The following is a 21,259-nucleotide window of genomic DNA, read 5'->3' on the forward strand; positions in this document are numbered from 1 at the left end:
AGCTCCCGTGAGCGATGTCGAGTGGCACAGTGTCGCCCTCGCACCGGTGGTGCTCGTCCACGGCACCGAGACCCTGATCGCGGACCGCGCCGTGCAGCGCCTGCGCGGCCTGGCCAAGGAGGCCGATCCCTCGGTCGCGGTCCACGACCTCTCCGGAGAGGCCGCCACCGCCGGGGCCCTCACCCAGGTTGCCAGCCCGTCGCTGTTCGGCGAGCCGCGGCTGGTGCTCGTGCCCGATGTGCAGGCGGCCCCTGACGCGCTGGTGGCCGAGATCCTGGACTACGTCAAGAGCCCCGAGCCCGACGTGAACGTGGTGCTGGTCCACCGCGGGGGCAACCGCGGCAAGAAGCTGCTGGACGCTCTCAAGAAGTCGGGGGTGCCCCGGGTCGATGCGAGCCCGGTCAAGCGCTACGGCGACAAACAGGCCTTCGTCGCGGCCGAGTTCGCACGCGCCGAGCGGCGCATCCAGTCCGACGCGATCGGTGCCCTGGTCGACGCCTTCGGCACGGACCTCGCCGAACTCGCCGCGATCAGCCGCCAGCTCGTCGAGGACACCACTCCGGAGGAGGGCGCTCCGGCTCCCGCAGTGAGCGTCCAGGACGTGCACGCGCTGACCGCCGGCAGGGTCGAATCCACCGCGTTCGCCGTCGCGGACGCCGCCATCTCCGGGCGGGAGCAGGAGGCCCTGCAGCTGCTGCAGCAGGCACAGCTCGCCGGCGCCGATCCCGTTCCGATCGTCGCCGCGATCGCCTCGAAGATGCGCTCGCTGGCAAAGGTGACCGCCCCCGGTGCCAACGCCCGCACCCTCGGTATGCCGGATTGGATGCTGCGCAACCTCACCCGTGAGGCACGCTCATGGACGAATCGCTCACTGGCGCGTGCCCTCGAGGCCGTCGCTCGCGCGGATCACGAGGTCAAGGGCGCAGGCCGCGACCCGCGGTGGTCGGTCCAGCGCATGGTGATGGAGATCTGCCGTGCCCGCCGCGCCCGCTGAGCGGACCCATCAGGCGCAGGCAGCGCAGTCTCACCCGTCCGCACCGGTCTCTGCGGGCACCCCGCCGCTCGTTGCGGGCGGCGACTCGCCGCTGCACGGTCTCGAGGACGCGGCCTGGCCGCTGACCGCCGGTGCGCTGCGCATCCGGCCGGCGAGGCTCGAGGACACCGAAGTACTGCATGAGTACTGGCGACTCCCAGTCACCCAGGAGTACACCGACCGCTCCATGGCGACATGGGCCGAGACCCGCGCAGATCTCGCCTCCCGACTGGCGCGGGAGGACGTTCTACTGTGCGTCATCGAGCGCGAGGGCAAGGGCGTCGGTGACATCGGCGGGCGGATCCGACGCCCTCATGCGCTGGGCCGGGAGGCGCCCGTATGGGACATGGAGCTCGGGTACGCCGTCCATCCCGACCACCATGGTGAGGGGATCGCGGCGACTGCCGTCGGCGAGTTCACCCGGTTTCTCCACGAGGACCTGGGCATCCGGCGCATCATCGCGATGGTCTTCGCGGAGAACACCGCGAGCCTCCGGGTGCTGCGCAAGAACGGGTACCGGCTGGAGGGCACCCAGCGGGAAGCGGTGCTCGGCCGTCGGGGCCGGTGGCTGGACGATTGCACACTGGTCCACCGGTACGCGGACGGATCCTCAGTGGACCCGAATCTGACGGCTCTACTCGAGGCGGGCGCCGATCCAGACTCCGTCGAGCAGCCGGCCGGCGGCTTGTCACCAGAGCGTCAGTTGTCGGCAGGCACTTCCTGGACGACGAGGTCGTAGACAAAGACCCATCGACAAAGACCCATCGACACAGAAGAGCCCCACATGCCAGGCATGTGGGGCTCTTCGATCAGCTGATCGCGGGGCGTCAGCTCTGGACGTCGGCGACCAGCTTGGCGAGACCGGACTTGCGGTTCGCGGCCTGGTTGCGGTGGATGACGCCCTTGGAAACGGCCTTGTCGAGCTTGCGGGAGGCCGTCTTGAGGGCCTCGCCGGCGGCATCCGCGTCACCGGTGGAGACGGCGTTCTTCACCTTGCGGGTGTACGTCTTCAGCTCGGACTTCACGGCCCGATTGCGCAGACGCGCCTTCTCGTTGGTCTTGTTCCGCTTGATCTGGGACTTGATGTTTGCCACGAAGACTCTTCTCTTGTGCTGCTCTTGTGCTGGATCATCCGGGGCGGCCGAGGAACGGGACCGGCGGGGACGGCGGTGGGGATTCGCCTGGAGACGCCGGTACCGGGTCGCTGCCCCGGGTACTCGCCCGGGTCGCACGAACCGCCGAACTCCGACACGGAGAAGACGACGGCGTGCGCACACCGAACGGTATGTCACACATACGGGTCACGACCTTACCAGAGCCGCCCCTTTGCACGAATCGGGTGTGCGCCGTGTCTCCTGCGTGTCGCTCCAGGTCATGCCGTCGAACACGCGGTGACGGCGCTGGCACCGGTGATGCTCACCGTCCCCGGTGATGCTCACCGTCCCCGGTGATGCTCACTCCAGCCTGCGGGCTCATCCGCGCCAGCCGTGGACCTCCCGCACCACGGCGGCGACCCGTTCGAAGCGGGAGCGATCCAGGCGCCCGCCGTCGCGGCGCACGGAATCCGGGTCCAGGCGCAACAGCCGATCGGCCCGTACCTCCGAATCGCGATCCTGGCTGTCCCAGTCCCCGGAGCCGATGTCCACCCAGGTCGAGCCGTACTCGTCGGTGCTCACACCACCGGAGGCGGCGCGATCGCGAGAGGTGAGCATCAGCGCGATCAGCACCTCACCCGATCCGTCACGTCCTCCCGCGGATGCCTCTTCCCGGGCGAGGACCAGCACCGGACGATCCTTGCCCTGACTGCTGTCCTCCTCGAACGGCACCCATGCCCAGACGATCTCCCCGGGATCCGGGCGATCATCGGGGCGCGGCGCATACGAGAAGGACATCGGCTGGGAGGCGTCCCGGTCGGCGAGAGCGAGCGAGCTCTCACCGCCGGGCGCGGAGGCGGGCGAGCCGCCCGCGGACGCAGGGGCTCTCGAGGCCGACGGACCGGCGGAGCCTCCGCGGCGATCCTGGACCGCGCGCATCGCAGAACGCCCCAGGTTGCGTGCGCCGCGGCGGACGGCGGGGGAGCGGGCGGCGATGCGCAGCACCGAGGACAAGCGGGAGGCCAAAGACATGGTTCTCGATTCCCGGGCGAGGGGTGCCCGCGTCGGAAGAGGTGACGGTGTTAGATGGTAGGCATGTCGGCCACCTCTCTGTTCCAGCATGTCGAGACCAGTTCGGGCGGGGACGAGATGTTCGCGTCCGACGGCTCGGTGCGCCCTACGTACAGCGCGCTGCACTCGGCTCTGGCCGGGCTGGGCCTGGAGGAGTTCCGCGCGCGCTCGGAGTCGCTGGCCCGCAGCTACCTCGACCAGGGCATCACCTTCGACTACGCCGGGGAGGAGAGACCCTTCCCGATCGACGCGATCCCGCGGGTCATCGCCGCCGAGGAATGGGCCCGTGTCTCTCGCGGCATCGCGCAGCGCGTGCGTGCCCTCGAGCGTTTCCTGGACGACCTGTACACGGATCGACGGGCGATCAGCGACGGGGTGATCCCCGAGAAGCTGGTGTCCTCCTCGACGTACATCGCCGAGCCGATGCGGGGCTATCGCCCGCCCAACGGCGTGCGCATTCACATTTCGGGCATCGATCTGGTCCGCGACGGCGACGGAGAGTTCCGCGTGCTGGAGGACAACGTGCGCACTCCCAGCGGCGTCAGCTACGTCCTGTCCAACCGTCGGGCCATGGCCCAGACCTTCCCGGAACTCTTCGCCCACCGTCCCGTGCGCCGGGTGGGCGAGTACCCGGGCCGCCTGCTCGGCGCGCTGCAGGCGGCGGCGCCGGATACGGCGGGGGAGGAGCCCACCGTCGTCGTCCTCACCCCGGGCCGCTACAACAGCGCCTACTTCGAGCACTCGCTGCTGGCGCGCACGATGGGGGTGGACCTCGTCGAGGCCGACGATCTCGTCGAGCGCAACGACCGGGTCTACATGCGCACCACCGCCGGCCTGCGCCGGGTGGATGTGATCTACAAGCGCACGGACGACGACTTCCTGGATCCCGAGGTGTTCCGTCCCGATTCCGTGCTTGGCGTGCCGGGACTGGTCCGCTCGATCCTCGCCGGCAACGTCGTCGTCGCCAACGCGATCGGCAACGGCATCGGCGACGACAAGCTCACCTACACCTATGTTCCGGCGCTGATCCGCTACTACCTGGGCGAGGAGCCGATCATCCCCAACGTCGACACCTGGCGCCTCGAGGAGCCTGACTCCCGCGCCGAGGTTCTCGACCGTCTGGACGAACTGGTCCTCAAACCTGTCGACGGCTCGGGCGGCAAGGGCATCGTGATCGGTCCCGCCGCGTCCCGGACGGAACTGGACACCTTGCGCGAACGGCTCCAGACCGATCCGCGCGGCTGGATCGCCCAGCCCGTGGTCCAGCTGTCCACCATCCCCACGCTGGTGGACGAGGGACCCGCTTCGCGCCACGTCGACCTGCGACCCTTCGCCCTGAACAACGGCGGGGACGACGTGTGGGTCCTGCCCGGAGGACTGACCCGCGTGGCTCTTCCGCGCGGGGAGATGATCGTGAACTCCTCGCGCGGCGGCGGCTCGAAGGACACCTGGGTGCTCGCCGCCGAGCGGCCCGTGCCCTCCCCGGCCGCCCCGGAGGCCCGCGCCCTGGCGAGAGAGGAGGAGCCCATCGAGGATCCGCTGGATGAGAACTACGAGGAGTTCGACGACCCGCCCCGGGAGGAAGCCTCCGAGGAGCAGCGGCGCGAACCGGACCCCGTCACGTCGGCCATCCCCATCATCGATGCGGAGGACGCCCCGGAGTCGGAGCTCGCCGGAGCGGACGGAGTCCAGGGGCAGAGCATTGCTGCCGAGGATCTTCCGGGCATCGTCACCACCGAGCCCGCGGGAGACGGCTCGCAGCCGGCGGGCCCCGGCGAGGCGGACGGGCTGCAGCCGCCCGGTGGCAGTGATCCTGACGGGGCGAAGCCGTCCGCCGCCACCGACCAGCGCCAGAGCGAGAAGGGGGCCGACGATGCTCAGCAGGATCGCTGACTCGATGTTCTGGATCGGCCGCTACGTCGAGCGCGCCGATCAGACGGCCCGGATCCTCGACGTGAAGCTGCAGTCGATCACCGAGGACGCGACCCACGAGGCCCCCCTCGCCTGCGACCGTGTCTACGAGATCTTCGGGGTCCAGGACATCGAGCAGAGCGATCTCACGGTCCAGCGCGTGCTCGACCGTCTGGTGACCGACCGGCAGAATCCCTCGTCGGTCGCCGGGGCCCTCCAGACCGCGCGCGAGAACGCCCGGGGCGCCCGCGAAGTGCTCTCGACAGAGGTGTGGGAATCGCTGAACACGACCTCGCTGGGGATGCCCCGCGGGGTCCGGCCCTCCCGCATGCACGGCGCCTTCCAGTTCGCCAAGGACCGCTGCGCGGTGGTCAACGGCCTGGTGGATGCCTCGATGACCCGTGACGAGGCCTGGCTGTTCCTGCGCATCGGCCAGCTCCTGGAGCGCGTGGACATGTCGGCGCGCATCCTTCAAGCCCATGACCTGGAGGATTCCTCCGATGCCGCGACGGTGATGCTGCTGCGCAGCTGCAGCGCCCATGAGGCCTACATCCGCTCTTACCGCGGGCGCGTGCGAGCCTCCCATGCCATCGAGTTCCTGCTGCTGGATTCGATCTTCCCGCGCTCGGCGGCTCATTGCCTGCTGGAGGTGGACGAAGCCCTCGAGACCCTGGCCAAGCTGCACGGGAACTCCTTCGACCGCATGGGCACGTCCGAACCGGGCCGCCGCATCGTCGGCCGCGCAGCGGCGAGCCTGCGCTTCCGGTCGCTGGATGACATCGTGGCGGATTTCGAGGACGAGATGGAGCAGCTGCAGATGGTCACCGGTGCCGTCACCCGCGCGCTGGGGACGACCTACTTCCATCCGGCCAACTGAGCGAGTCGTCGTGACGCCACCGTCGGCACGGCTCGTGCTCTCCCTGCCCGTCCGGGGGCGCTGGCTCACGCAGAACAGCCCGGCGAACCGGGTGCCCAGTCACGGCACCGAGCTGTTCGCCCTCGCGCACTCGATCGACCTGGTCCCGGTCGGTGCTCGCGACCGGACCGCTCCCCTGACGGTCATGTCCTTGCTCCGGCCCCAGGCGCCGGCGGAGTTCCCCGGCTTCGGCAGGCCGGTGCTGGCACCGCTGGCAGGGACCGTCCACGCGATCCATGACGCCGCGGAGGACCATGCGGCACACCGCGGCATCCCCTCGATCGGATACGCCCTGAGCCAGGCGCGTCGAGCAGCAGAGGGATGGCCCGCACTGGCCGGGAACCACGTGATCCTGCAGGCAGAGCGTCCCGGCCCCGCGGTGTTCGTGGCGCTGTGCCATCTGCGGCGCGGCAGCGTCACCGTGCGCCCCGGGCAGACCGTGGGGGCCGGTGAACAGATCGGACGGTGCGGAAACTCCGGCAACAGCACCGAACCGCACCTGCATCTCCAGGCGATGGACGCCGCCGACCCGTCGGCCGCCGGTCCCGTTCCCTTCAGCTTCCCGCCGGCCGTCTGCCCCGCGGGGCTGCCCCGGAACGGCGAGGTCGTCGACGCCGGATGACGGGCCGCCCGGGCGCTGCCCGGGCATGTGACGTCCACCTGTGACCGGGGATGGGGCGGGAAGGCCGCGGCCCTTCATGAGACGATGAACCGATGCCCCGTGACTGTGCGGGGGACCACGAACGAGGAGAGGACGTAAGCCGGTGACCCCGAGGATCGCGGCCGACGAGGCCCGGGACATCCTTCCCGCGTCGACACCCCAGGAGCGCCTGCGCAACTTCTGCATCATCGCGCACATCGACCACGGGAAGTCGACGCTGGCCGACCGCATGCTGCAGATGACCGGCGTGGTCGAGGAGCGCGCCATGCGCGCCCAGTACCTCGACCGGATGGACATCGAGCGCGAGCGCGGCATCACCGTGAAGAGCCAGGCCGTGCGCATGCCGTGGCAGGTCGACGGCGTCAACTATGCGCTGAACATGATCGACACCCCCGGCCACGTCGACTTCACCTACGAGGTCTCCCGGTCGCTGGCCGCCTGCGAGGGCGCGATCCTGCTGGTGGACGCGGCCCAGGGCATCGAGGCCCAGACGCTGGCGAACCTGTACCTCGCCATGGAGCACGACCTCACCATCATCCCCGTGCTGAACAAGGTCGACCTTCCCTCCGCGGACCCCGAGCGGTACGCGGCCGAGATCGGCCAGCTCGTCGGCGTCGATCCCGCGGACGTCCTGCGCGTCTCCGGCAAGACCGGGCTCGGGGTCGAGGACCTCCTGGATCATCTCGTCAAGACGCTTCCGCCGCCGACGGGGGACGCGGACGGCCCCTGCCGCGCGATGATCTTCGACTCCGTCTATGACACCTATCGCGGCGTGGTGACCTACATCCGCGTCTTCGACGGGTCCCTGACGTCCCGCCAGCGCATCACCATGATGTCGACCCGGGCGCAGCACGAACTGCTGGAGATCGGCGTCAGCTCCCCGGAGCCCCAGCCCACGCAGGGCATCGGCCCGGGAGAGGTCGGGTACCTGATCACCGGGGTGAAGGACGTGCGCCAGTCCAAGGTCGGTGACACCGTCACCAGCTCCGTGCGCGGCGCGACCGACCCCCTGGCCGGCTACTCCGAGCCCAAGCCGATGGTCTACTCCGGGCTGTTCCCGATCGACGGCTCGGACTACCCCGTGCTGCGGGATGCCCTGGACAAGCTGAAGCTGAACGACGCCGCCCTGAACTACGAACCCGAGACGTCCACGGCGCTGGGCTTCGGCTTCCGCGTCGGCTTCCTGGGACTGCTGCACCTGGAGATCATCCGGGAGCGCTTGGAGCGGGAGTTCGACCTCGACCTCATCTCCACCGCCCCGTCGGTCGTGTACCAGGTGGTGATGGAGGACGGCACCGAGGTCGAGGTCATGAACCCCTCGGACTTCCCCAGCGGCAAGATCCGCGAGATCAGCGAACCGATCACCAAGGCCACCATCCTCGTGCCCAGCGAATTCATCGGGGCCGTGATGGAGCTGTGCCAGTCCAAGCGCGGCAACCTCGGCGGCATGGACTACCTCAGCGAGGATCGCGTCGAGCTGCGCTACACCCTGCCTCTGGCGGAGATCGTCTTCGACTTCTTCGACCAGCTGAAGTCGCGCACCCGCGGCTACGCCTCCCTCGATTACGACGTGGCCGGTTCCCAGACCGCCGACCTCGTCAAGGTCGACATGCTCCTCCAGGGCGAACCCGTGGACGCGTTCAGCGCCATCGTGCACCGGGACCAGGCCTACGGCTACGGCGTCGAGATGGCAGGAAAGCTGAAGAACCTCATCCCGCGCCAGCAGTTCGAGGTGCCCATCCAGGCGGCCGTCGGCGCCCGGATCATCGCCCGCGAGAACATCCGCGCGATGCGCAAGGACGTGCTGTCCAAATGCTACGGCGGTGACATCTCCCGCAAGCGCAAGCTCCTGGAGAAGCAGAAGGAGGGCAAGAAGCGCATGAAGAACATCGGATCCGTCGAGGTTCCGCAGGAAGCCTTCATCGCGGCCCTGTCCTCCGACGGCGCCAGCGGCGGCGATGGCAAGGCCAAGGACGGCAAGAAGAAGTGACCCTTCCCGATACCTCCCTCGCCACCACCTCCCTCGTCACCGATATCGCGGGGTCCCCGACTCTGCCGGCCGGTTCCGCCGGGACCATCGAGGCCGTGTGCGTCGTCTCCCAGCTACGGCCCGATTCGGGCAGCGTGGGCACCACGGGCATCGACAAGCGCCCCGTCGACGGGCCGGTGCCGGTCGCCGAGCTGGGCATATACGGCGACGTCCAGGCCGATCGCAAGCACCACGGTGGCGCCGACCAGGCCGTCTACGCTCTCGACGCCGCGGAATCCGCGCACTGGGCCGAGGTGCTGGGCCGCGAGGTCCCTGCCGGTTCCCTCGGCGAGAACCTGCACGTCGGCGGCCTTGCCGTGGATGATCTCGAGCTCGGGGCGCGGGTCCGGGTCGGGACCGCTCTGCTGGAGGTGACCGCGCCGCGCACCCCGTGCGCGACGTTCGCCCGGTGGATCGGCCGAGAGGATTTCCGCGCCATGTACCATGAGCGGGGCCGTACGGGCGTGTATTTTCGGGTGCTCAGGCCGGGCGCCATCACGGCCGGCGACGCGATGGTCGTCGACGAGACCCCGGGCCACGGCATCACGGTCGCCGGCATCTACCGCGGAGCGCGGGACCGGGACCAGGCCCGTCGCCTGGCGGACTGGTCACGCAGCTCCGGCATCGCCCTGCACCGCGAGCTGCAGCGGCGGGTGGAACGTCTGGCACCGGCCCCGGCATGACAGTCCTGGACACCGGCGCCGCCACGGCCGGGGCCCGCACCGCCCCGGCGCGCACTGCCACCTCCTCACCGCGCCCCGGGCGCGAGCTGTCGGTCTACATCCATGTGCCGTTCTGCGCCGTCCGCTGCGGCTACTGCGACTTCAACACGTACACGGCGACCGAGCTGGGCGGCGGCGGCTCGCAGGCGGAGTACCCCGCCAATGCCATGGCCGAGATGGATCTGACCCTCGCCGAGGACGCGGCCGCCGGGTACACCTACGACAGGGTCTCCACGGTGTTCTTCGGCGGCGGCACGCCGACACTGCTGCCGGCCGACGATCTCGTCGCGATGCTCGATCACCTCCGCGGCCTCATCCCGCTGGCCGAGGACGCCGAGGTGACCACCGAGGCCAACCCCGACTCCGTGACCCGGGAGTCCCTAGCCCGACTCGCCGAGGGCGGCATCACCCGCGTCTCCTTCGGGATGCAGTCCGCCGTGCGCTCGGTGCTGGCCACCCTGAACCGCACGCATGACCCCGAGCGCGTCCCGCAGGCGGTGGCCTGGGCCCGCGAAGCCGGGCTCGACGTCAGCCTGGATCTGATCTACGGCACACCGGGGGAGACCCTCGCCGACGTCGAGACATCCGTGAAGGCCGCCCTGGCCTGCGACATCGACCATCTCTCCGCGTACTCGCTGATCATCGAGGGCAATACGGCGATGGCCCGTCAACTGCGCCGCGGCGAGCTCCAGGCCCCGGATCCCGACGACATGGCCGACAAGTACGAGCTGGTCGACGACCTCGCCGTCGCGGCGGGGCTCGACTGGTACGAGGTCTCGAACTGGGCGCGCACCCCCGAGCAGCGCTCGCGGCACAACCTCGCCTATTGGCGGGGCGGGGACTGGTGGGGGATCGGCCCCGGTGCGCACCGTCATCGCGACGGGCTGCGCTCCTGGAACCTCAAGCATCCCAGCCGGTACGCGGCCACCCTGGCCGAGGGCTCCCTCCCGGTCGCCGACTCGGAGCAGGTGCCCGACGAGGACCGCGCCGTGGAGCGGATCATGCTCGAACTGCGGATCGCCGACGGGCTGGCCGTGGAGGCCGTTCCGGAGCAGACCAGGGCGATGCTCGCCGTCCACCGCGACCGGGGCCATCTCGAGCCCGAAGCGCTGACCGAGGGACGTGCCGTGCTGACTCGTCAGGGTCGTCTGCTCGCCGACGCGGTGATCCGCGACCTCGTGTCCTGAGCCGACGGTTGCAGCGCGCCGGCGCCGGGAACGACGCGATGCCGCTTTCGCGAGCACCGTGATGCCAGCGCCTGGAGTGACGTCATGCTGCTCGTTCTGCTGTGTGCGCCGCGTTCGTCGTAGCTGGTGACCACCGACGGGACGTGAATCGAGGGTGCCCGGTGTATAGGGCGGCAGATGCGATCCACGTCCCGCTGACGGTCACGGCCGGCCCGGTCCGCGGACCGGGCCGGGACGTCACTTCACCAGACGCAGGTTCACCGGGTAGTTCCACCATTCGCCCTGGTACGCCTTCACCGCGCCGATGATGGCGAAGATCGCCTGGACCACCTGGGGGATGAACAGCAGACCGAACAGGAACGACCCGATCCCCAGGGTGATGACCGTGATGATCGCGAAGGCGATCCCCAGGACGAAGGACGTGATCATGGCGGCGATCGTGCCGTTCAGCGCCTCGGCGCCGTTGTAGCGCACGAACCGGTTCCGATCCTTGAAGATCACGAACAGGACGATCTGCGCGACAAGGCCACCGAAGAACGGGATCGCGAACTGCAGCAGGGCGGCGAGGTGGACCACGAGAGCCCACGTCCTGGCATCAGAATCCTGCATCGGCTGACCGCTCAGCGGGCCGTCGTGCACGCCCTTGATTCCCGGGGGCGGCGTGTTGAGGTCGGCCGCTCCGGGCGCTCCGCCCTGAGCGCCGTGGCTCTGCTGCCCGTACTGACCCTGGGCACCGTACTGGTGCTGACCGCCGGGCTGACCCTGCGCGCCGTACGGGTTCTGCGGGCCGCTGCGGCCGGGGGCACCGCCGGGGTAGCCACCCTGTCCGGCACCGGCGCCGGCACCGGAAGCCGGCGCGGCGTAGTGGGGCTGGCCATCAGCCGACGGCGGGACCTCGTACGGATCCTGGGCAGCGGGTGAAGCGGGCACCCCGTACGGATCCTGTGCGCCTGCCGGTCCGGAGGCCGAAGGGTCCTGGGCGGGCGGCACCGAGGCGGTTCCGCCGGGCGAGGTGGCCGCGGACTGGGAGCCGGCGTCGTACGCGTACGGGTCGTGCGGGTGCAGGGCCGGATCCGAGGTGGGGCTGCCCACCTCGTCGTCGCCGGCGGGACCGCGAGGCGACGCCTCGGTCTGCCCGGCGCCGGGCTCGTCAGCGGCCGCGGACTGCGAGGCCTCGGCAGGGCCCGCGCCGGGCACGGACTGACCGGTCTCCTCGTGCGAGCTGCTGTCGGCCGGAGCGGGATCGGAGCCGGGTGCCGGAGTGGCGGGCTCGGTGCCGAACGGATCGTGTGGATGCGGAGTCTGGCTCATGATTCCCTCTTCGAGGACGGGCCGGCCCCTCGGGCCGGCGTCGGGCTGACACGACCAGCCTAACGAGCGCAGTGGCCCAGGTCTCCAGGGCGAACCGCCGGGTCCGGTGGGGGATTTCCCCCGCTAAATCAGCTGGGGTCGACCGTCACGAAGTCGATGAGCTCCTCGATGCGTCCGGACAGGGAGGGCTCGACATCTGCATACGAGCGCACGGTCGCCAGGATCCGCTGCCAGCCCTGGCCGACGTCTGCCTTGTCCGCGTGGGGCCAGCCGAGCGCGGCGAGCGTGCCGACCTTGATGTCGGTGCCCTTGGGGATGTGGGGCCACGTCGTCAGGCCCACCCGAGCAGGTCGCACCGCCTGCCACACATCGACGTAGGGATGCCCGAGCACGGAGACGTTGCCCCGCGCACCGGGAAGCCTCATCACCTCGGCGGCGATCCGCGATTCCTTGGAGCCGGGCACCAGATGGTCCACGAGGATCCCGAGCCTGCGGCCGGCAGACGGCCCGAAGTCCTGGACCCGCTCGACGAGGTTGTCGGCGCCTTCGAGCTGCTCCACGACGATGCCCTCGATGCGCAGGTCATGGCCCCACACCTTCTGGATCAGCTCGGCGTCGTGGGTGCCCTCGACCCAGATCCGCGACGCACGCGCGGTGCGGGCCTTCGCCCCCTCGACATAGACCGAGCCGCTCGCGGAGCGCTTGCGCACCGGGGCCTGGCTGCGCGGCGCGGGACGGGTGAGCACGACCGGCTTGCCGTCGATCATGAAGCCGGGGCCCAGCGGGAAGGTGCGGCGCTTGCCGCGGCCGTCCTCCAGCTCGACGATCAGCTCACCGGCGATCTTCTCGACGCGGGTGATGGCCCCGGTGAAGCCCGTCGAGGCCTCCTCGACGACGAGGTCGCGCTGCGCGGCGACCTCACGGGCCACGGGGCGGCGGCGATGATGAGCGGGCGGACCGGAGGAGAGCACGTCGGAGCCGTACCGGTCAGGGAAGCGATCGGATGCTGCAGGCACGCGCGACACCGTACACCGGTGGCGAACACCTCCCTGCGAGCCCCGCCGGGGACGCGTAGGATTGGCACTCGGCAACGGTAGGTGCCAGCCTCGTTCCCGGTGATCCGTCGGCGTCCAGGAGCCCGTCGGCCCGCGAGCGGCTCGAGCACCGGCCGGAAGCCGACATCGAGATCGAGATGTCCGTACGCAGAGCAGGAGGTGAGGGACACGGACGCCCGGAAGCTGCAGATCCTCGGCGCGATCGTCGAGGACTACGTCTCCACGCGTGAGCCCGTGGGCTCCAAGTCCCTCCTGGAGCGGCACGAGCTCGAGGTCTCCGCCGCCACCGTGCGCAACGACATGTCGGTGCTGGAGGAGGAGGGGCTGATCCATCAGCCCCACACCTCGGCCGGCCGGGTTCCCACGGACAAGGGCTACCGCGCCTTCGTCGACCACGTGGCGACGGTCAAACCGCTCTCGGCCCCTGAGCGCCGGGCCATCCAGACCCTGCTCGAGGACGCCGGTGACGTCGAGGAGCTGCTCGGTCGCACGGTGCGGCTGATGGCTCAGCTCACCCAGCAGGTGGCGATGGTCCAGTACCCGGCGCGCCGCCAGGCCCGGATCCGTCATGTCGAGCTGGTCAAGGTCGCCGAGTCCCTGCTGCTGATCGTGCTGATCACCGAGTCCGGCCGCGTCGATCAGCGCACCGTCCCGGTGCTGGCCGCCCGGCCTGCCGAGTTCTACGTGGATCTGCGCGACCAGCTGAACCGCTACATCGCCGGCCGCGAGGTCACCGACCTCGAGCGGCCCGTGGCAGACCTGCTGGAGGTCACCCCGCACGCGGACAAGGCCTCCGTCGCGGAGGTGACCGAGGCGCTGTCGGCCCTCGCCGCCACCCGCGCCGAGGACCGCATCATGCTCGCCGGGACCGCCAACATCGCCCGCTCCGCCGAGGACTTCGCGCGGGATGTGGAGCCGTTGCTGGACGTGCTCGAGGAGCAGCTGGTGCTGCTGCGGCTGTTCACCGAGATGCACGCCTCGCCGGGGTCCGTCGAGGTGCGCATCGGCTCGGAGCTGGAGGACCAGGTCCTCCAGCAGGCGGCCGTGGTGGGCGCCGGGTACGGTGCCGGCTCGCACCTGGCGATCCTCGGCCCCAGTCGTATGGACTACGTCAGCGGCATCTCCACCGTCCAGGCCATCGCCCGGTACGTCTCCCGCTATCTCGAATGACCCGCGCGTGCGCGCACGCCTCGCACCGCGTTCCCGACCGCAAGCAACCACCGCCCCGCGCCCGCTCGCCGCACGCCGCGACCCCCGGACGCCCCGACTCCCCGGTAAGGATCCTTCACCGTGAACGATGACTACTACGAGCTCCTCGGCGTCTCCCGCGACGCCTCCACCGAGGAGATCAAGAAGGCGTACCGGAAGCTCGCCCGCACCCTCCACCCGGACGTGAACCCCGATCCCGAGGCCTCCGAGCGGTTCAAGAAGGTCTCCCAGGCCTACGAGACGCTCTCGAACCCCGACAAGCGCCGCCAGTACGACATGGGCGGCGGCCCGGGTATGGGCGGCGGGTTCCCCGGCGGCGGTGGCGCCGGATTCGACTTCAACGACATCTTCGACATGTTCGCCGGCGCCGCCGGCATGCGCGGCCGCGGCCAGGGTCCGGTGCCCCGTCAGCGCCGCGGAGGCGATGTCCTGCGCCGGGTCAAGATCGACCTGCGCGACGTCGTCTTCGGCACCGAGGAGGAGGTCACCTTCCGCACCGCAGTGCGCTGTGAGCGCTGCGACGGCTCCTGCTGCGAGCCCGGCACCAGCCCCACCCGCTGCACCGCCTGCAACGGCAGCGGCCACGTCCAGCGCGTCGCCCAGTCGCTGCTGGGCCAGATGGTGACCATGGCACCGTGCCCGACCTGCGAGGGCCACGGCGACGTCATCGAATCCCCCTGCACCGCCTGCTCGGGCCACGGACGCACGCCCGCTGAGCGCAGCGTGACCGTGCGCATCCCCTCCGGCGTCGAGAACGGCACCCGCATCCAGCTGCGCGGCGAGGGCGAGACCGGTGAGGCCGGCGGTCCTGCCGGCGACCTGTTCGTCGAGCTCGCGGTCAACGAGCACGAGATGTTCGAGCGCGACGGCGACGATCTCGTGGTGACCATGTCCGTGCCCATGACCTCTGCCGCCCTGGGCGCGACGATCCCGCTGGAGACCTTCGACGGCACCGAGGAGATCGACGTCAAGCCCGGCTCCCAGCCCGGCGAGGAGATCACCCTCAAGGGCCTCGGGGTGACTCCGCTGCGCCGTGAGCGCCGCGGCGACATCCGCGTCGTCCTGGACGTCTCCGTGCCGACCTCGCTGAGCGACGAGGAGCGGGAGCTGCTCGAGCAGTTCGCCGCGATGCGGGGAGACGAGAGCACCCGCCGCCGCGGCCACGGCCCCTTCGCCAAGCTCCGCGACCGCCTGCGCGAGTTCTGAGCCGGCGCCGACGGGAGAGGTGAGCGCCCATGCCGACGACCCCGCCCGGCTTCCTGGTCCTCGATGATGCCCTTGCCGCCGCCCGCGCGGGTGAGGCGCTCACGCTCGACGGCGACGAGGGCCGGCACGCGGCAAAGGTGGCCCGCATCGGCGTGGGCGAGCAGGTGCTGCTCACCGACGCCCCCGGCCGGCAGGTCCTCGCCGAGGTGACCGTCGCGCACAAGGACGCCCTGGAGCTGGAGCTGCTGGCCGATCCGACGCCGGCCGTGCAGCGGCTGCCCCTGCTCAGCCTCGTCCAGGCACTGGCCACCGGTGGCCGCGATGAGCAGGCGATCGAGTCCGCGACCGAGCTGGGCGCGGATCGGATCGTGCCGTGGATCGCGCAGCGCTCCGTCTCCGTCTGGCGCGGGGAGAAGCTGCGCAAAGGCAGGCAGCGCTGGGCCGGGACCGTGCGAGCGGCCGTGAAGCAGTGCCGCCGTGCGGGGATCCCCGCGGTCGACGAGCCGGTGACGACCAAGGAGCTCGTCGCCGACGTCAGGTCGCGCACCGAGGGCGGCTCGCTGGTGCTGGTCCTGCATGAGCAGGAATCGGTGGGCCTGATGGACCTCGCCGATCAGCTGCGCCGGGCGAGCGAGGACGGCACCGAGGAGATCATGGTGGTGGTCGGGCCCGAGGGCGGCATCTCCCCGGAGGAGCTGGACGCCCTGCATGCGGCGGGCGCCCGCTCCGTCCTGCTCGGTCCCGAGGTGCTGCGCTCCTCGACCGCCGGTCCCGCGGCACTCGCGGTTCTCAGCAGCCTGGTGGGGCGCTGGGGCTGAGCCTGCGGCGGGAGTCGACCAGCCAGGGTGCGCGAGAACCTCGCGCGGGAGCCTCGATCAGCCCGCGTGCGCGGGAACCTCGGCGGCCAGGGCCTCGGCGGCCTCGTGCAGCTGAGCGACCTTCTCCTCGCGGACCGACAGCTCGCCCTCGGCCGAGAGGTCCTCGCCGAAGCCCAGCCCGATGGTGTCCACCACGTCTGCGCCGACGCGCGTCATCAGCGCCTCCAGCACCGGCAGCACCTCGTTCGCATCCCGCCAGCCGTAACCGATCAGCAGGGTGGGCAGGTCGTTCCACTCGGCGTAGAGGAAGTCGATCGCGTTCTTCAGGGCGCCGGGGTAGGAGCCGTTGTACTGCGGGGTGAGGATGACGGTGGCATCCAGCGCGGCGATGCGCTGCGCCCAGCTGCGGCCGTGAGCGGTCGTCTTGTCCCCACCGGCCCGAGGGGCGACGGGCTCGTCGAAGGCGGGGAGTGCGACCTCGCGCAGGTCGATGAGGTCCACGTCGAAGCGGTCGCCGACGGTCTCGGCGACCCACTGGGCGACGTGCTCCCCGACACGGTTGGGGCGGGCACTGGCGATGATGATTCCGAGCGTAGTCATGATGATTGAACGTTCTCATACATCGGCCGGGGTATGGCCAGCTGGTACGCGCCGCGTGTGCGATGACTCGCTCCCGGCCGGTACCGCTCCCGTAGACTTCGGGCATGGGAAACACCGCCGCCGACGACCGCGACCCCGACTGCATCTTCTGCAAGATCGTGGCCGAGGAGATCCCCTCGGACCGCGTGTACGAGGACGATCAGGTGATCGCCTTCCGGGATCTGCATCCGAAGGCGCCCCTGCACGTTCTCGTGGTCCCGCGCCGGCACCGGCGCGACGTTCGGGAGCTGGCCGAGCAGCCCGAACTGCTCGCCCGCACCGCCTCCGTCGCCTCGAAGGTCGCCTCGGACCTGGGCGATGGCGATTTCCGTCTGATCTTCAACACCGGCGCCAGCGCCGGGCAGACCGTATTCCATGTGCACGCGCACGTCCTCGCGGGCGGATCGCTCGCAGAAGAAGAGATGTGACCGACTTTGACTGATGCTGTGAACCCGCCCCCGGGCCGCACCCCCGAGGTGCATGAACGGAGGCTGGCGATCCCCGATCACCTCAGCCCGTTCCAGGTGCTCGGCGAGAACGATCAGGCCCTGGCCGCCCTCGAGGACGCCGTCCCCGACACCGATGTCCACGTGCGCGGCCACCAGGTCACCCTGCGCGGCACCGAGGACGCCCTGCGCCGCAGCGAGCACATCATGCGCAGTCTCATCGGACTCGCCGGCAGCGGTCAGGCCGTCACCGCCGAGGCCGTCCAGCGCGCGGCGAACCTGTACGGCGACGAGCGTGCCCAGGGCGAGCAGCTCGAACAGGTGCTCTCACGCACGATCCTCTCCTCCCGCGGGCGCAGCATCCGCCCCAAGACCCTCGGACAGCAGAAGTACATCGAGGCGATCGAAACCTCGACCATCACCTTCGGCATCGGCCCCGCCGGCACCGGCAAGACCTACCTCGCCGTCGCCATGGCGGTTCAGCAGCTGCTGAACAAGGAGGTCAACCGGATCATCCTCACGCGGCCCGCGGTGGAGGCGGGGGAGCGGCTGGGTTTCCTCCCGGGCTCGCTGAACGAGAAGATCGATCCCTACCTGCGGCCGCTCTACGACGCGCTGCACGACATGCTCGATCCCGAGTCGATTCCGCGGCTGATGGCCGCCGGGACCATCGAGGTCGCACCGCTGGCCTACATGCGCGGGCGCACCCTGAACGACGCCTTCGTCATCCTCGACGAAGCGCAGAACACCACGCCCGAGCAGATGAAGATGTTCCTGACCCGCCTCGGCTTCAACTCCACCATGGTCGTCACCGGCGACGTCACCCAGGTCGACCTGCCCGGCTCCCAGAAGAGCGGACTGCGAGTGGTCGAGCAGGTCCTCTCCGGCGTCGGCGACATCTCGTTCTGCCGGCTGTCCCCGCGCGACGTGGTCCGCCATCGGCTCGTCACCGACATCGTCGAGGCCTACGGACGCTGGGAGGTCGGCCCCGGCGGCAACCGCGAATCCCGACGCCGCGCCACGAAGGGCAATGGATCATGACCATCGAGATCCGCAACGAGACCACCACCAGCATCGACGAGCGCGAGTTCGTCGAACTCGCCCGCTTCGTGTTCGAGACGATGCACCTGAATCCGGCCACCGAGATGTCGATCCTCTTCGTCGACGAGGAGGCGATGGAGAAGCTCCACGTGCAGTGGATGGACGAGCCCGGGCCCACCGATGTGCTGAGCTTCCCCATGGACGAGCTGACTCCGGGCACTCCCGAGCATCCGGCGCCGGAGGGTCTGCTCGGCGACGTCGTCCTGTGCCCCAGCGTCGCGGCGAAGCAGGCCGCCACGGCCGGCCACAGCGCCGTCGAGGAGATGATGCTGCTGACCTGTCACTCCATCCTCCACCTGCTGGGATACGACCACATGGAGGAGGACGAGCGCCGCGTCATGTTCGACCTCCAGCGCAAGCTGCTGCTGACGTTCCTCGCGTCCCGGCGCGAGAGGTGACCGCCGACCCCGCGCCGCGTCCCATCCCGCGGGACGGACCACGCACATGCTGACCGGTGCCCTCCTCATCCTGACCCCGCTGGCGCTGGCGGCACTCGTGATCGCTGCCCTGCTCGGCGCCGTCGACTCCGCGCATCTGGTCGTCTCCCGCGGGACCCTGGAGAAGGCCGTCGGGGACCGGCCGGCCCCGGTCCGGCACCGTGTCCTGGCCCAGCACGCCGATGCCGCACGCACCCTCGCCTCGGTCGCGCTCGGTCGCGTGCTGGCAGAGACCCTCGCCGTCGTCTCGGTCGCGGGCATCGCCTACACCGCCCTGGACGTCCCCGGCGCAGCGGGATGGGCACTGCCCGCCCTGGTCACCGTGGTGATCGCCGGGACGCTGCTGCTGACGGTCCTCGCGATCTCCCCGCGAGCCATCGGCCGCCGCCGACCCGAGTCGGTCCTCATCGCCAACCGCCTGCTGGTGGCCGCGGCCCGCGGGTTGCTGTGGCTGCCCGCCGGCGCGCTGGCACGGGTCGGGCAGAACCGCGCAGCGTGGTCCGGTGGGCAGGAAGGCGGCGAGGACGGTGCCGAGAACGCCCGTCGCACCGTCGACCGCGCCCTGGAGGACGAGCACGTCGCCGACGGCGAGCGGGACATGATCCAGGGAGTCTTCGACCTGCGCGGCACCATGGTGCGGGAGCTGATGGTCCCCCGGACCGACATGGTGGCGATCGCCGAGGACGCCCCGGCGCAGGAGGCTGTCCGCCTGTTCGTGCGCTCGGGCTTCTCCCGCATCCCGGTGATCGGCGAGAGCGCCGACGATCTGCGCGGCATGCTCTACGTCAAAGACGTGCTCAAGGCGATCCATTCACCGTGGGATCCGAGCCCGGACCGTCCTGTCGCGGAGATCATGCGTCCCGCCCGGTTCGTGCCCGAGTTCGTCGTTGCCGACGAGGTGCTGCGGCAGATGCAGACCAGCCACGTCCACATCACCGTGGTGGTCGACGAGTACGGCGGCGTCTCCGGCATCGTCACGATCGAGGACATCCTCGAGGAGATCGTGGGCGAGATCGCCGACGAGCACGACCCTGCCGAACCCGAGATCGAGGACCTCGGGGACGGCCGCTACCGTGTGCCCGCACGGGCCGGGCTCTCGGAGGTCGGCGAGCTCTTCGACCTCGAGATCGAGGACGACGACATCGACAGCGTCGGCGGGCTGCTGGGCAAGGTGACCGGCCACGTGCCCATCGTCGGGTCCCGCGCCGAGGCCTACGGACTCGCCCTGGAAGCGGAGCAGACCGCAGGGCGACGCCGCCGACTCTCCACCGTGATCGTCTCGCGGGCGCAGCCGCCCGAGGACCCAGCGGCGGAGACCGACCAGGAGGACGAAGATGACTGATCACCAGGACAGCAATGACGAACAGAGCCCGAGCATGAACACCGAGCAGGAATCGCCCGTCCATCGCGCGGGCTTCGTCGCCCTGGTGGGCCGGCCCAACGTCGGCAAGTCCACCCTGACCAACGCTCTGGTGGGGGAGAAGGTCGCGATCACCTCCACCAAGCCCCAGACCACCCGGCGTGCGATCCGCGGCATCGTCACCGGGCCCGAGTCCCAGATCATCCTGGTCGACACCCCCGGTATGCACCGGCCCCGCACGCTGCTGGGGGAGCGTCTGAACGACCTGGTGCGCGAGACCCTCAGCGAGGTCGATGTGGTGGGCTTCTGTCTGCCCGCGGACCAGAAGATCGGTCCCGGTGACCGCTTCATCGCCCAGGATCTCGCCGAGATGCGCAGCGGCCGGCGCGGCCCCCGCCTGATCGCGATCGTGACCAAGACGGATCTTGTGGCCCGCGACCGGCTGGCCGAGCACCTCATGGCCGTGGACCAGCTCATCGACTTCGACGAGATCGTGCCGATCTCCGCCGTCACCGGCGAGCAGGTCGACGTGCTCCTGGACGTGGTCGCCACGCACCTGCCCGAGAGCCCGCAGCTCTACCCCGACGACCAGCTCACCGAGGAGACCCGCGATGACCGCATCTCCGAACTGATCCGGGAGGCGGCGCTCGAGGGCGTGCGCGACGAGCTCCCGCACTCGATCGCCGTGGTGGTCGAAGAGGTCGTCGAGACAGACCCCGACGGGGACCCCTTCGCAGAGGTCGCACCGGGCGCGGGACGCCTGGTGGTGCGTGCGACGCTGTTCGTCGAGCGCGACAGCCAGAAGGGCATCATCATCGGCAGGGGCGGGTCCCGGCTCAAGGACGTCGGCTCCCGTGCCCGCACGGAGATCAACGAGCTGCTGGGGCGCAAGGTGCACCTAGACCTGCGGGTGAAGATCGCCAAGGACTGGCAGCGCGATCCCAAGCAGCTCGGTCGCCTGGGCTTCTGACGTGCGCTGTCTCGGATCGCGAGCGTCGATCGACGTCCGCTCGCGCGGTGCTACCGTGACCAGCGTGAGTGGATCGCTTCTGC

The 21,259-nt window shown here is 70.3% G+C and carries 21 protein-coding genes; 16 read left to right on the forward strand and 5 right to left on the reverse strand.

Annotated features, from left to right (window positions below; genetic code table 11):
* Window positions 1-7: 7 nt before the first annotated feature.
* Both holA and ACFQRJ_RS02730 read left to right on the forward strand, forming a co-directional pair.
* Complete coding sequence (gene holA, locus ACFQRJ_RS02725) at window positions 8-994, forward strand: DNA polymerase III subunit delta (protein WP_377016783.1); 987 nt, start codon at window positions 8-10, stop codon at window positions 992-994.
* Window positions 975-1,772, forward strand: coding sequence for a GNAT family N-acetyltransferase (locus tag ACFQRJ_RS02730; protein WP_377016785.1), 798 nt, complete (start codon window positions 975-977; stop codon window positions 1,770-1,772). Before holA ends, ACFQRJ_RS02730 begins: the two co-directional genes overlap by 20 nt.
* A gap of 88 nt (window positions 1,773-1,860) precedes the next feature.
* Here ACFQRJ_RS02730 and rpsT read toward each other — a convergent pair whose 3' ends face one another.
* Window positions 1,861-2,127, reverse strand: coding sequence for a 30S ribosomal protein S20 (rpsT, locus tag ACFQRJ_RS02735; protein ID WP_377016787.1), 267 nt, complete (start codon window positions 2,125-2,127; stop codon window positions 1,861-1,863).
* 378 nt (window positions 2,128-2,505) lie between these two features.
* Complete coding sequence (locus ACFQRJ_RS02740) at window positions 2,506-3,159, reverse strand: type II toxin-antitoxin system PemK/MazF family toxin (RefSeq protein ID WP_377016789.1); 654 nt, start codon at window positions 3,157-3,159, stop codon at window positions 2,506-2,508.
* Between the two features lie 63 nt (window positions 3,160-3,222).
* Here ACFQRJ_RS02740 and ACFQRJ_RS02745 point away from each other — a divergent pair, with 63 nt between their 5' ends.
* The 6 genes from ACFQRJ_RS02745 (at window position 3,223) to hemW (ending at window position 10,624) form a co-directional block, all read left to right on the forward strand.
* Window positions 3,223-5,091 (forward strand): circularly permuted type 2 ATP-grasp protein, encoded by a 1,869-nt coding sequence (locus ACFQRJ_RS02745; RefSeq protein ID WP_377016791.1) that lies wholly within the window; start codon window positions 3,223-3,225, stop codon window positions 5,089-5,091.
* Complete coding sequence (locus tag ACFQRJ_RS02750; RefSeq protein ID WP_377016793.1) at window positions 5,072-5,986, forward strand: alpha-E domain-containing protein; 915 nt, start codon at window positions 5,072-5,074, stop codon at window positions 5,984-5,986. Before ACFQRJ_RS02745 ends, ACFQRJ_RS02750 begins: the two co-directional genes overlap by 20 nt.
* Before the next feature lie 10 nt (window positions 5,987-5,996).
* On the forward strand, window positions 5,997-6,647 hold the full coding sequence (locus ACFQRJ_RS02755) for a M23 family metallopeptidase (RefSeq protein WP_377016795.1): 651 nt from the start codon (window positions 5,997-5,999) through the stop codon (window positions 6,645-6,647).
* A 142-nt stretch (window positions 6,648-6,789) separates the two neighbouring features.
* A complete protein-coding gene (lepA, locus tag ACFQRJ_RS02760; protein ID WP_377016797.1) occupies window positions 6,790-8,676 on the forward strand; it encodes a translation elongation factor 4 in 1,887 nt (628 codons plus the stop codon).
* Entirely contained in the window at window positions 8,673-9,398 is a 726-nt protein-coding gene (locus ACFQRJ_RS02765; RefSeq protein ID WP_377016799.1) for an MOSC domain-containing protein, read from the forward strand. Before lepA ends, ACFQRJ_RS02765 begins: the two co-directional genes overlap by 4 nt.
* Complete coding sequence (gene hemW / locus ACFQRJ_RS02770; protein ID WP_377016801.1) at window positions 9,395-10,624, forward strand: radical SAM family heme chaperone HemW; 1,230 nt, start codon at window positions 9,395-9,397, stop codon at window positions 10,622-10,624. The genes ACFQRJ_RS02765 and hemW overlap by 4 nt, the downstream gene beginning before the upstream one ends.
* A gap of 237 nt (window positions 10,625-10,861) precedes the next feature.
* Here the strand turns inward: hemW and ACFQRJ_RS02775 are convergent, their stop codons facing one another.
* Window positions 10,862-11,935 carry a DUF4870 domain-containing protein gene (locus ACFQRJ_RS02775; protein ID WP_377016803.1) on the reverse strand — a complete coding sequence of 358 codons (1,074 nt, stop codon included), beginning with the start codon at window positions 11,933-11,935 and terminating at the stop codon, window positions 10,862-10,864.
* A 128-nt stretch (window positions 11,936-12,063) separates the two neighbouring features.
* Window positions 12,064-12,960 carry a DUF3097 domain-containing protein gene (locus ACFQRJ_RS02780; RefSeq protein WP_377016805.1) on the reverse strand — a complete coding sequence of 299 codons (897 nt, stop codon included), beginning with the start codon at window positions 12,958-12,960 and terminating at the stop codon, window positions 12,064-12,066.
* Between the two features lie 189 nt (window positions 12,961-13,149).
* On the opposite strand from ACFQRJ_RS02780, the gene hrcA reads away from it, so the two are divergent.
* The 3 genes from hrcA (at window position 13,150) to ACFQRJ_RS02795 (ending at window position 16,223) form a co-directional block, all read left to right on the forward strand.
* Window positions 13,150-14,160 (forward strand): heat-inducible transcriptional repressor HrcA, encoded by a 1,011-nt coding sequence (gene hrcA, locus ACFQRJ_RS02785; protein WP_377016807.1) that lies wholly within the window; start codon window positions 13,150-13,152, stop codon window positions 14,158-14,160.
* A 120-nt stretch (window positions 14,161-14,280) separates the two neighbouring features.
* Complete coding sequence (dnaJ, locus tag ACFQRJ_RS02790; RefSeq protein ID WP_377016809.1) at window positions 14,281-15,405, forward strand: molecular chaperone DnaJ; 1,125 nt, start codon at window positions 14,281-14,283, stop codon at window positions 15,403-15,405.
* Window positions 15,406-15,434: 29 nt separating this feature from the next.
* Window positions 15,435-16,223, forward strand: coding sequence for a 16S rRNA (uracil(1498)-N(3))-methyltransferase (locus ACFQRJ_RS02795; RefSeq protein ID WP_377016811.1), 789 nt, complete (start codon window positions 15,435-15,437; stop codon window positions 16,221-16,223).
* 57 nt (window positions 16,224-16,280) lie between these two features.
* On the opposite strand, the gene ACFQRJ_RS02800 is transcribed toward ACFQRJ_RS02795, so the two are convergent.
* Complete coding sequence (locus ACFQRJ_RS02800; RefSeq protein WP_377016813.1) at window positions 16,281-16,823, reverse strand: NADPH-dependent FMN reductase; 543 nt, start codon at window positions 16,821-16,823, stop codon at window positions 16,281-16,283.
* Window positions 16,824-16,927: 104 nt separating this feature from the next.
* Here ACFQRJ_RS02800 and ACFQRJ_RS02805 point away from each other — a divergent pair, with 104 nt between their 5' ends.
* The 5 genes from ACFQRJ_RS02805 to era are packed head-to-tail and all read left to right on the forward strand — an operon-like array spanning window position 16,928 to window position 21,176.
* The gene (locus tag ACFQRJ_RS02805) at window positions 16,928-17,290 is read left to right on the forward strand and encodes a histidine triad nucleotide-binding protein (protein ID WP_377016815.1); all 363 of its coding nucleotides are present in this window, start codon (window positions 16,928-16,930) and stop codon (window positions 17,288-17,290) included.
* 6 nt (window positions 17,291-17,296) lie between these two features.
* Window positions 17,297-18,349: a PhoH family protein gene (locus ACFQRJ_RS02810; RefSeq protein WP_377016817.1), complete on the forward strand. Its 1,053-nt coding sequence runs from the start codon at window positions 17,297-17,299 to the stop codon at window positions 18,347-18,349.
* On the forward strand, window positions 18,346-18,807 hold the full coding sequence (gene ybeY, locus ACFQRJ_RS02815; protein ID WP_377016820.1) for an rRNA maturation RNase YbeY: 462 nt from the start codon (window positions 18,346-18,348) through the stop codon (window positions 18,805-18,807). Before ACFQRJ_RS02810 ends, ybeY begins: the two co-directional genes overlap by 4 nt.
* A gap of 46 nt (window positions 18,808-18,853) precedes the next feature.
* Window positions 18,854-20,188 carry a hemolysin family protein gene (locus ACFQRJ_RS02820; RefSeq protein ID WP_377016822.1) on the forward strand — a complete coding sequence of 445 codons (1,335 nt, stop codon included), beginning with the start codon at window positions 18,854-18,856 and terminating at the stop codon, window positions 20,186-20,188.
* A 34-nt stretch (window positions 20,189-20,222) separates the two neighbouring features.
* The gene (gene era / locus ACFQRJ_RS02825; RefSeq protein ID WP_377017264.1) at window positions 20,223-21,176 is read left to right on the forward strand and encodes a GTPase Era; all 954 of its coding nucleotides are present in this window, start codon (window positions 20,223-20,225) and stop codon (window positions 21,174-21,176) included.
* The last annotated feature ends 83 nt before the right edge of the window (window positions 21,177-21,259 follow it).

Origin of the sequence: Brachybacterium sp. GCM10030252, from assembly GCF_042666535.1 — a bacterium.
GTDB lineage: Bacteria > Actinomycetota > Actinomycetes > Actinomycetales > Dermabacteraceae > Brachybacterium.

Excerpts from the sequence above, each read along its gene's own strand:
- ACFQRJ_RS02740 (WP_377016789.1), bottom strand. The coding sequence starts at position 3,159 with ATGTCTTTGGCCTCCCGCTTGTCCTCGGTGCTGCGCATCGCCGCCCGC.
- ACFQRJ_RS02745 (WP_377016791.1), top strand. The coding sequence starts at position 3,223 with ATGTCGGCCACCTCTCTGTTCCAGCATGTCGAGACCAGTTCGGGCGGG.
- ACFQRJ_RS02750 (WP_377016793.1), top strand. The coding sequence starts at position 5,072 with ATGCTCAGCAGGATCGCTGACTCGATGTTCTGGATCGGCCGCTACGTC.
- hemW (WP_377016801.1), top strand. The coding sequence starts at position 9,395 with ATGACAGTCCTGGACACCGGCGCCGCCACGGCCGGGGCCCGCACCGCC.
- ACFQRJ_RS02775 (WP_377016803.1), bottom strand. The coding sequence starts at position 11,935 with ATGAGCCAGACTCCGCATCCACACGATCCGTTCGGCACCGAGCCCGCC.
- ACFQRJ_RS02795 (WP_377016811.1), top strand. The coding sequence starts at position 15,435 with ATGCCGACGACCCCGCCCGGCTTCCTGGTCCTCGATGATGCCCTTGCC.
- ACFQRJ_RS02800 (WP_377016813.1), bottom strand. The coding sequence starts at position 16,823 with ATGACTACGCTCGGAATCATCATCGCCAGTGCCCGCCCCAACCGTGTC.
- ACFQRJ_RS02805 (WP_377016815.1), top strand. The coding sequence starts at position 16,928 with ATGGGAAACACCGCCGCCGACGACCGCGACCCCGACTGCATCTTCTGC.
- ybeY (WP_377016820.1), top strand. The coding sequence starts at position 18,346 with ATGACCATCGAGATCCGCAACGAGACCACCACCAGCATCGACGAGCGC.
- ACFQRJ_RS02820 (WP_377016822.1), top strand. The coding sequence starts at position 18,854 with ATGCTGACCGGTGCCCTCCTCATCCTGACCCCGCTGGCGCTGGCGGCA.
- era (WP_377017264.1), top strand. The coding sequence starts at position 20,223 with ATGAACACCGAGCAGGAATCGCCCGTCCATCGCGCGGGCTTCGTCGCC.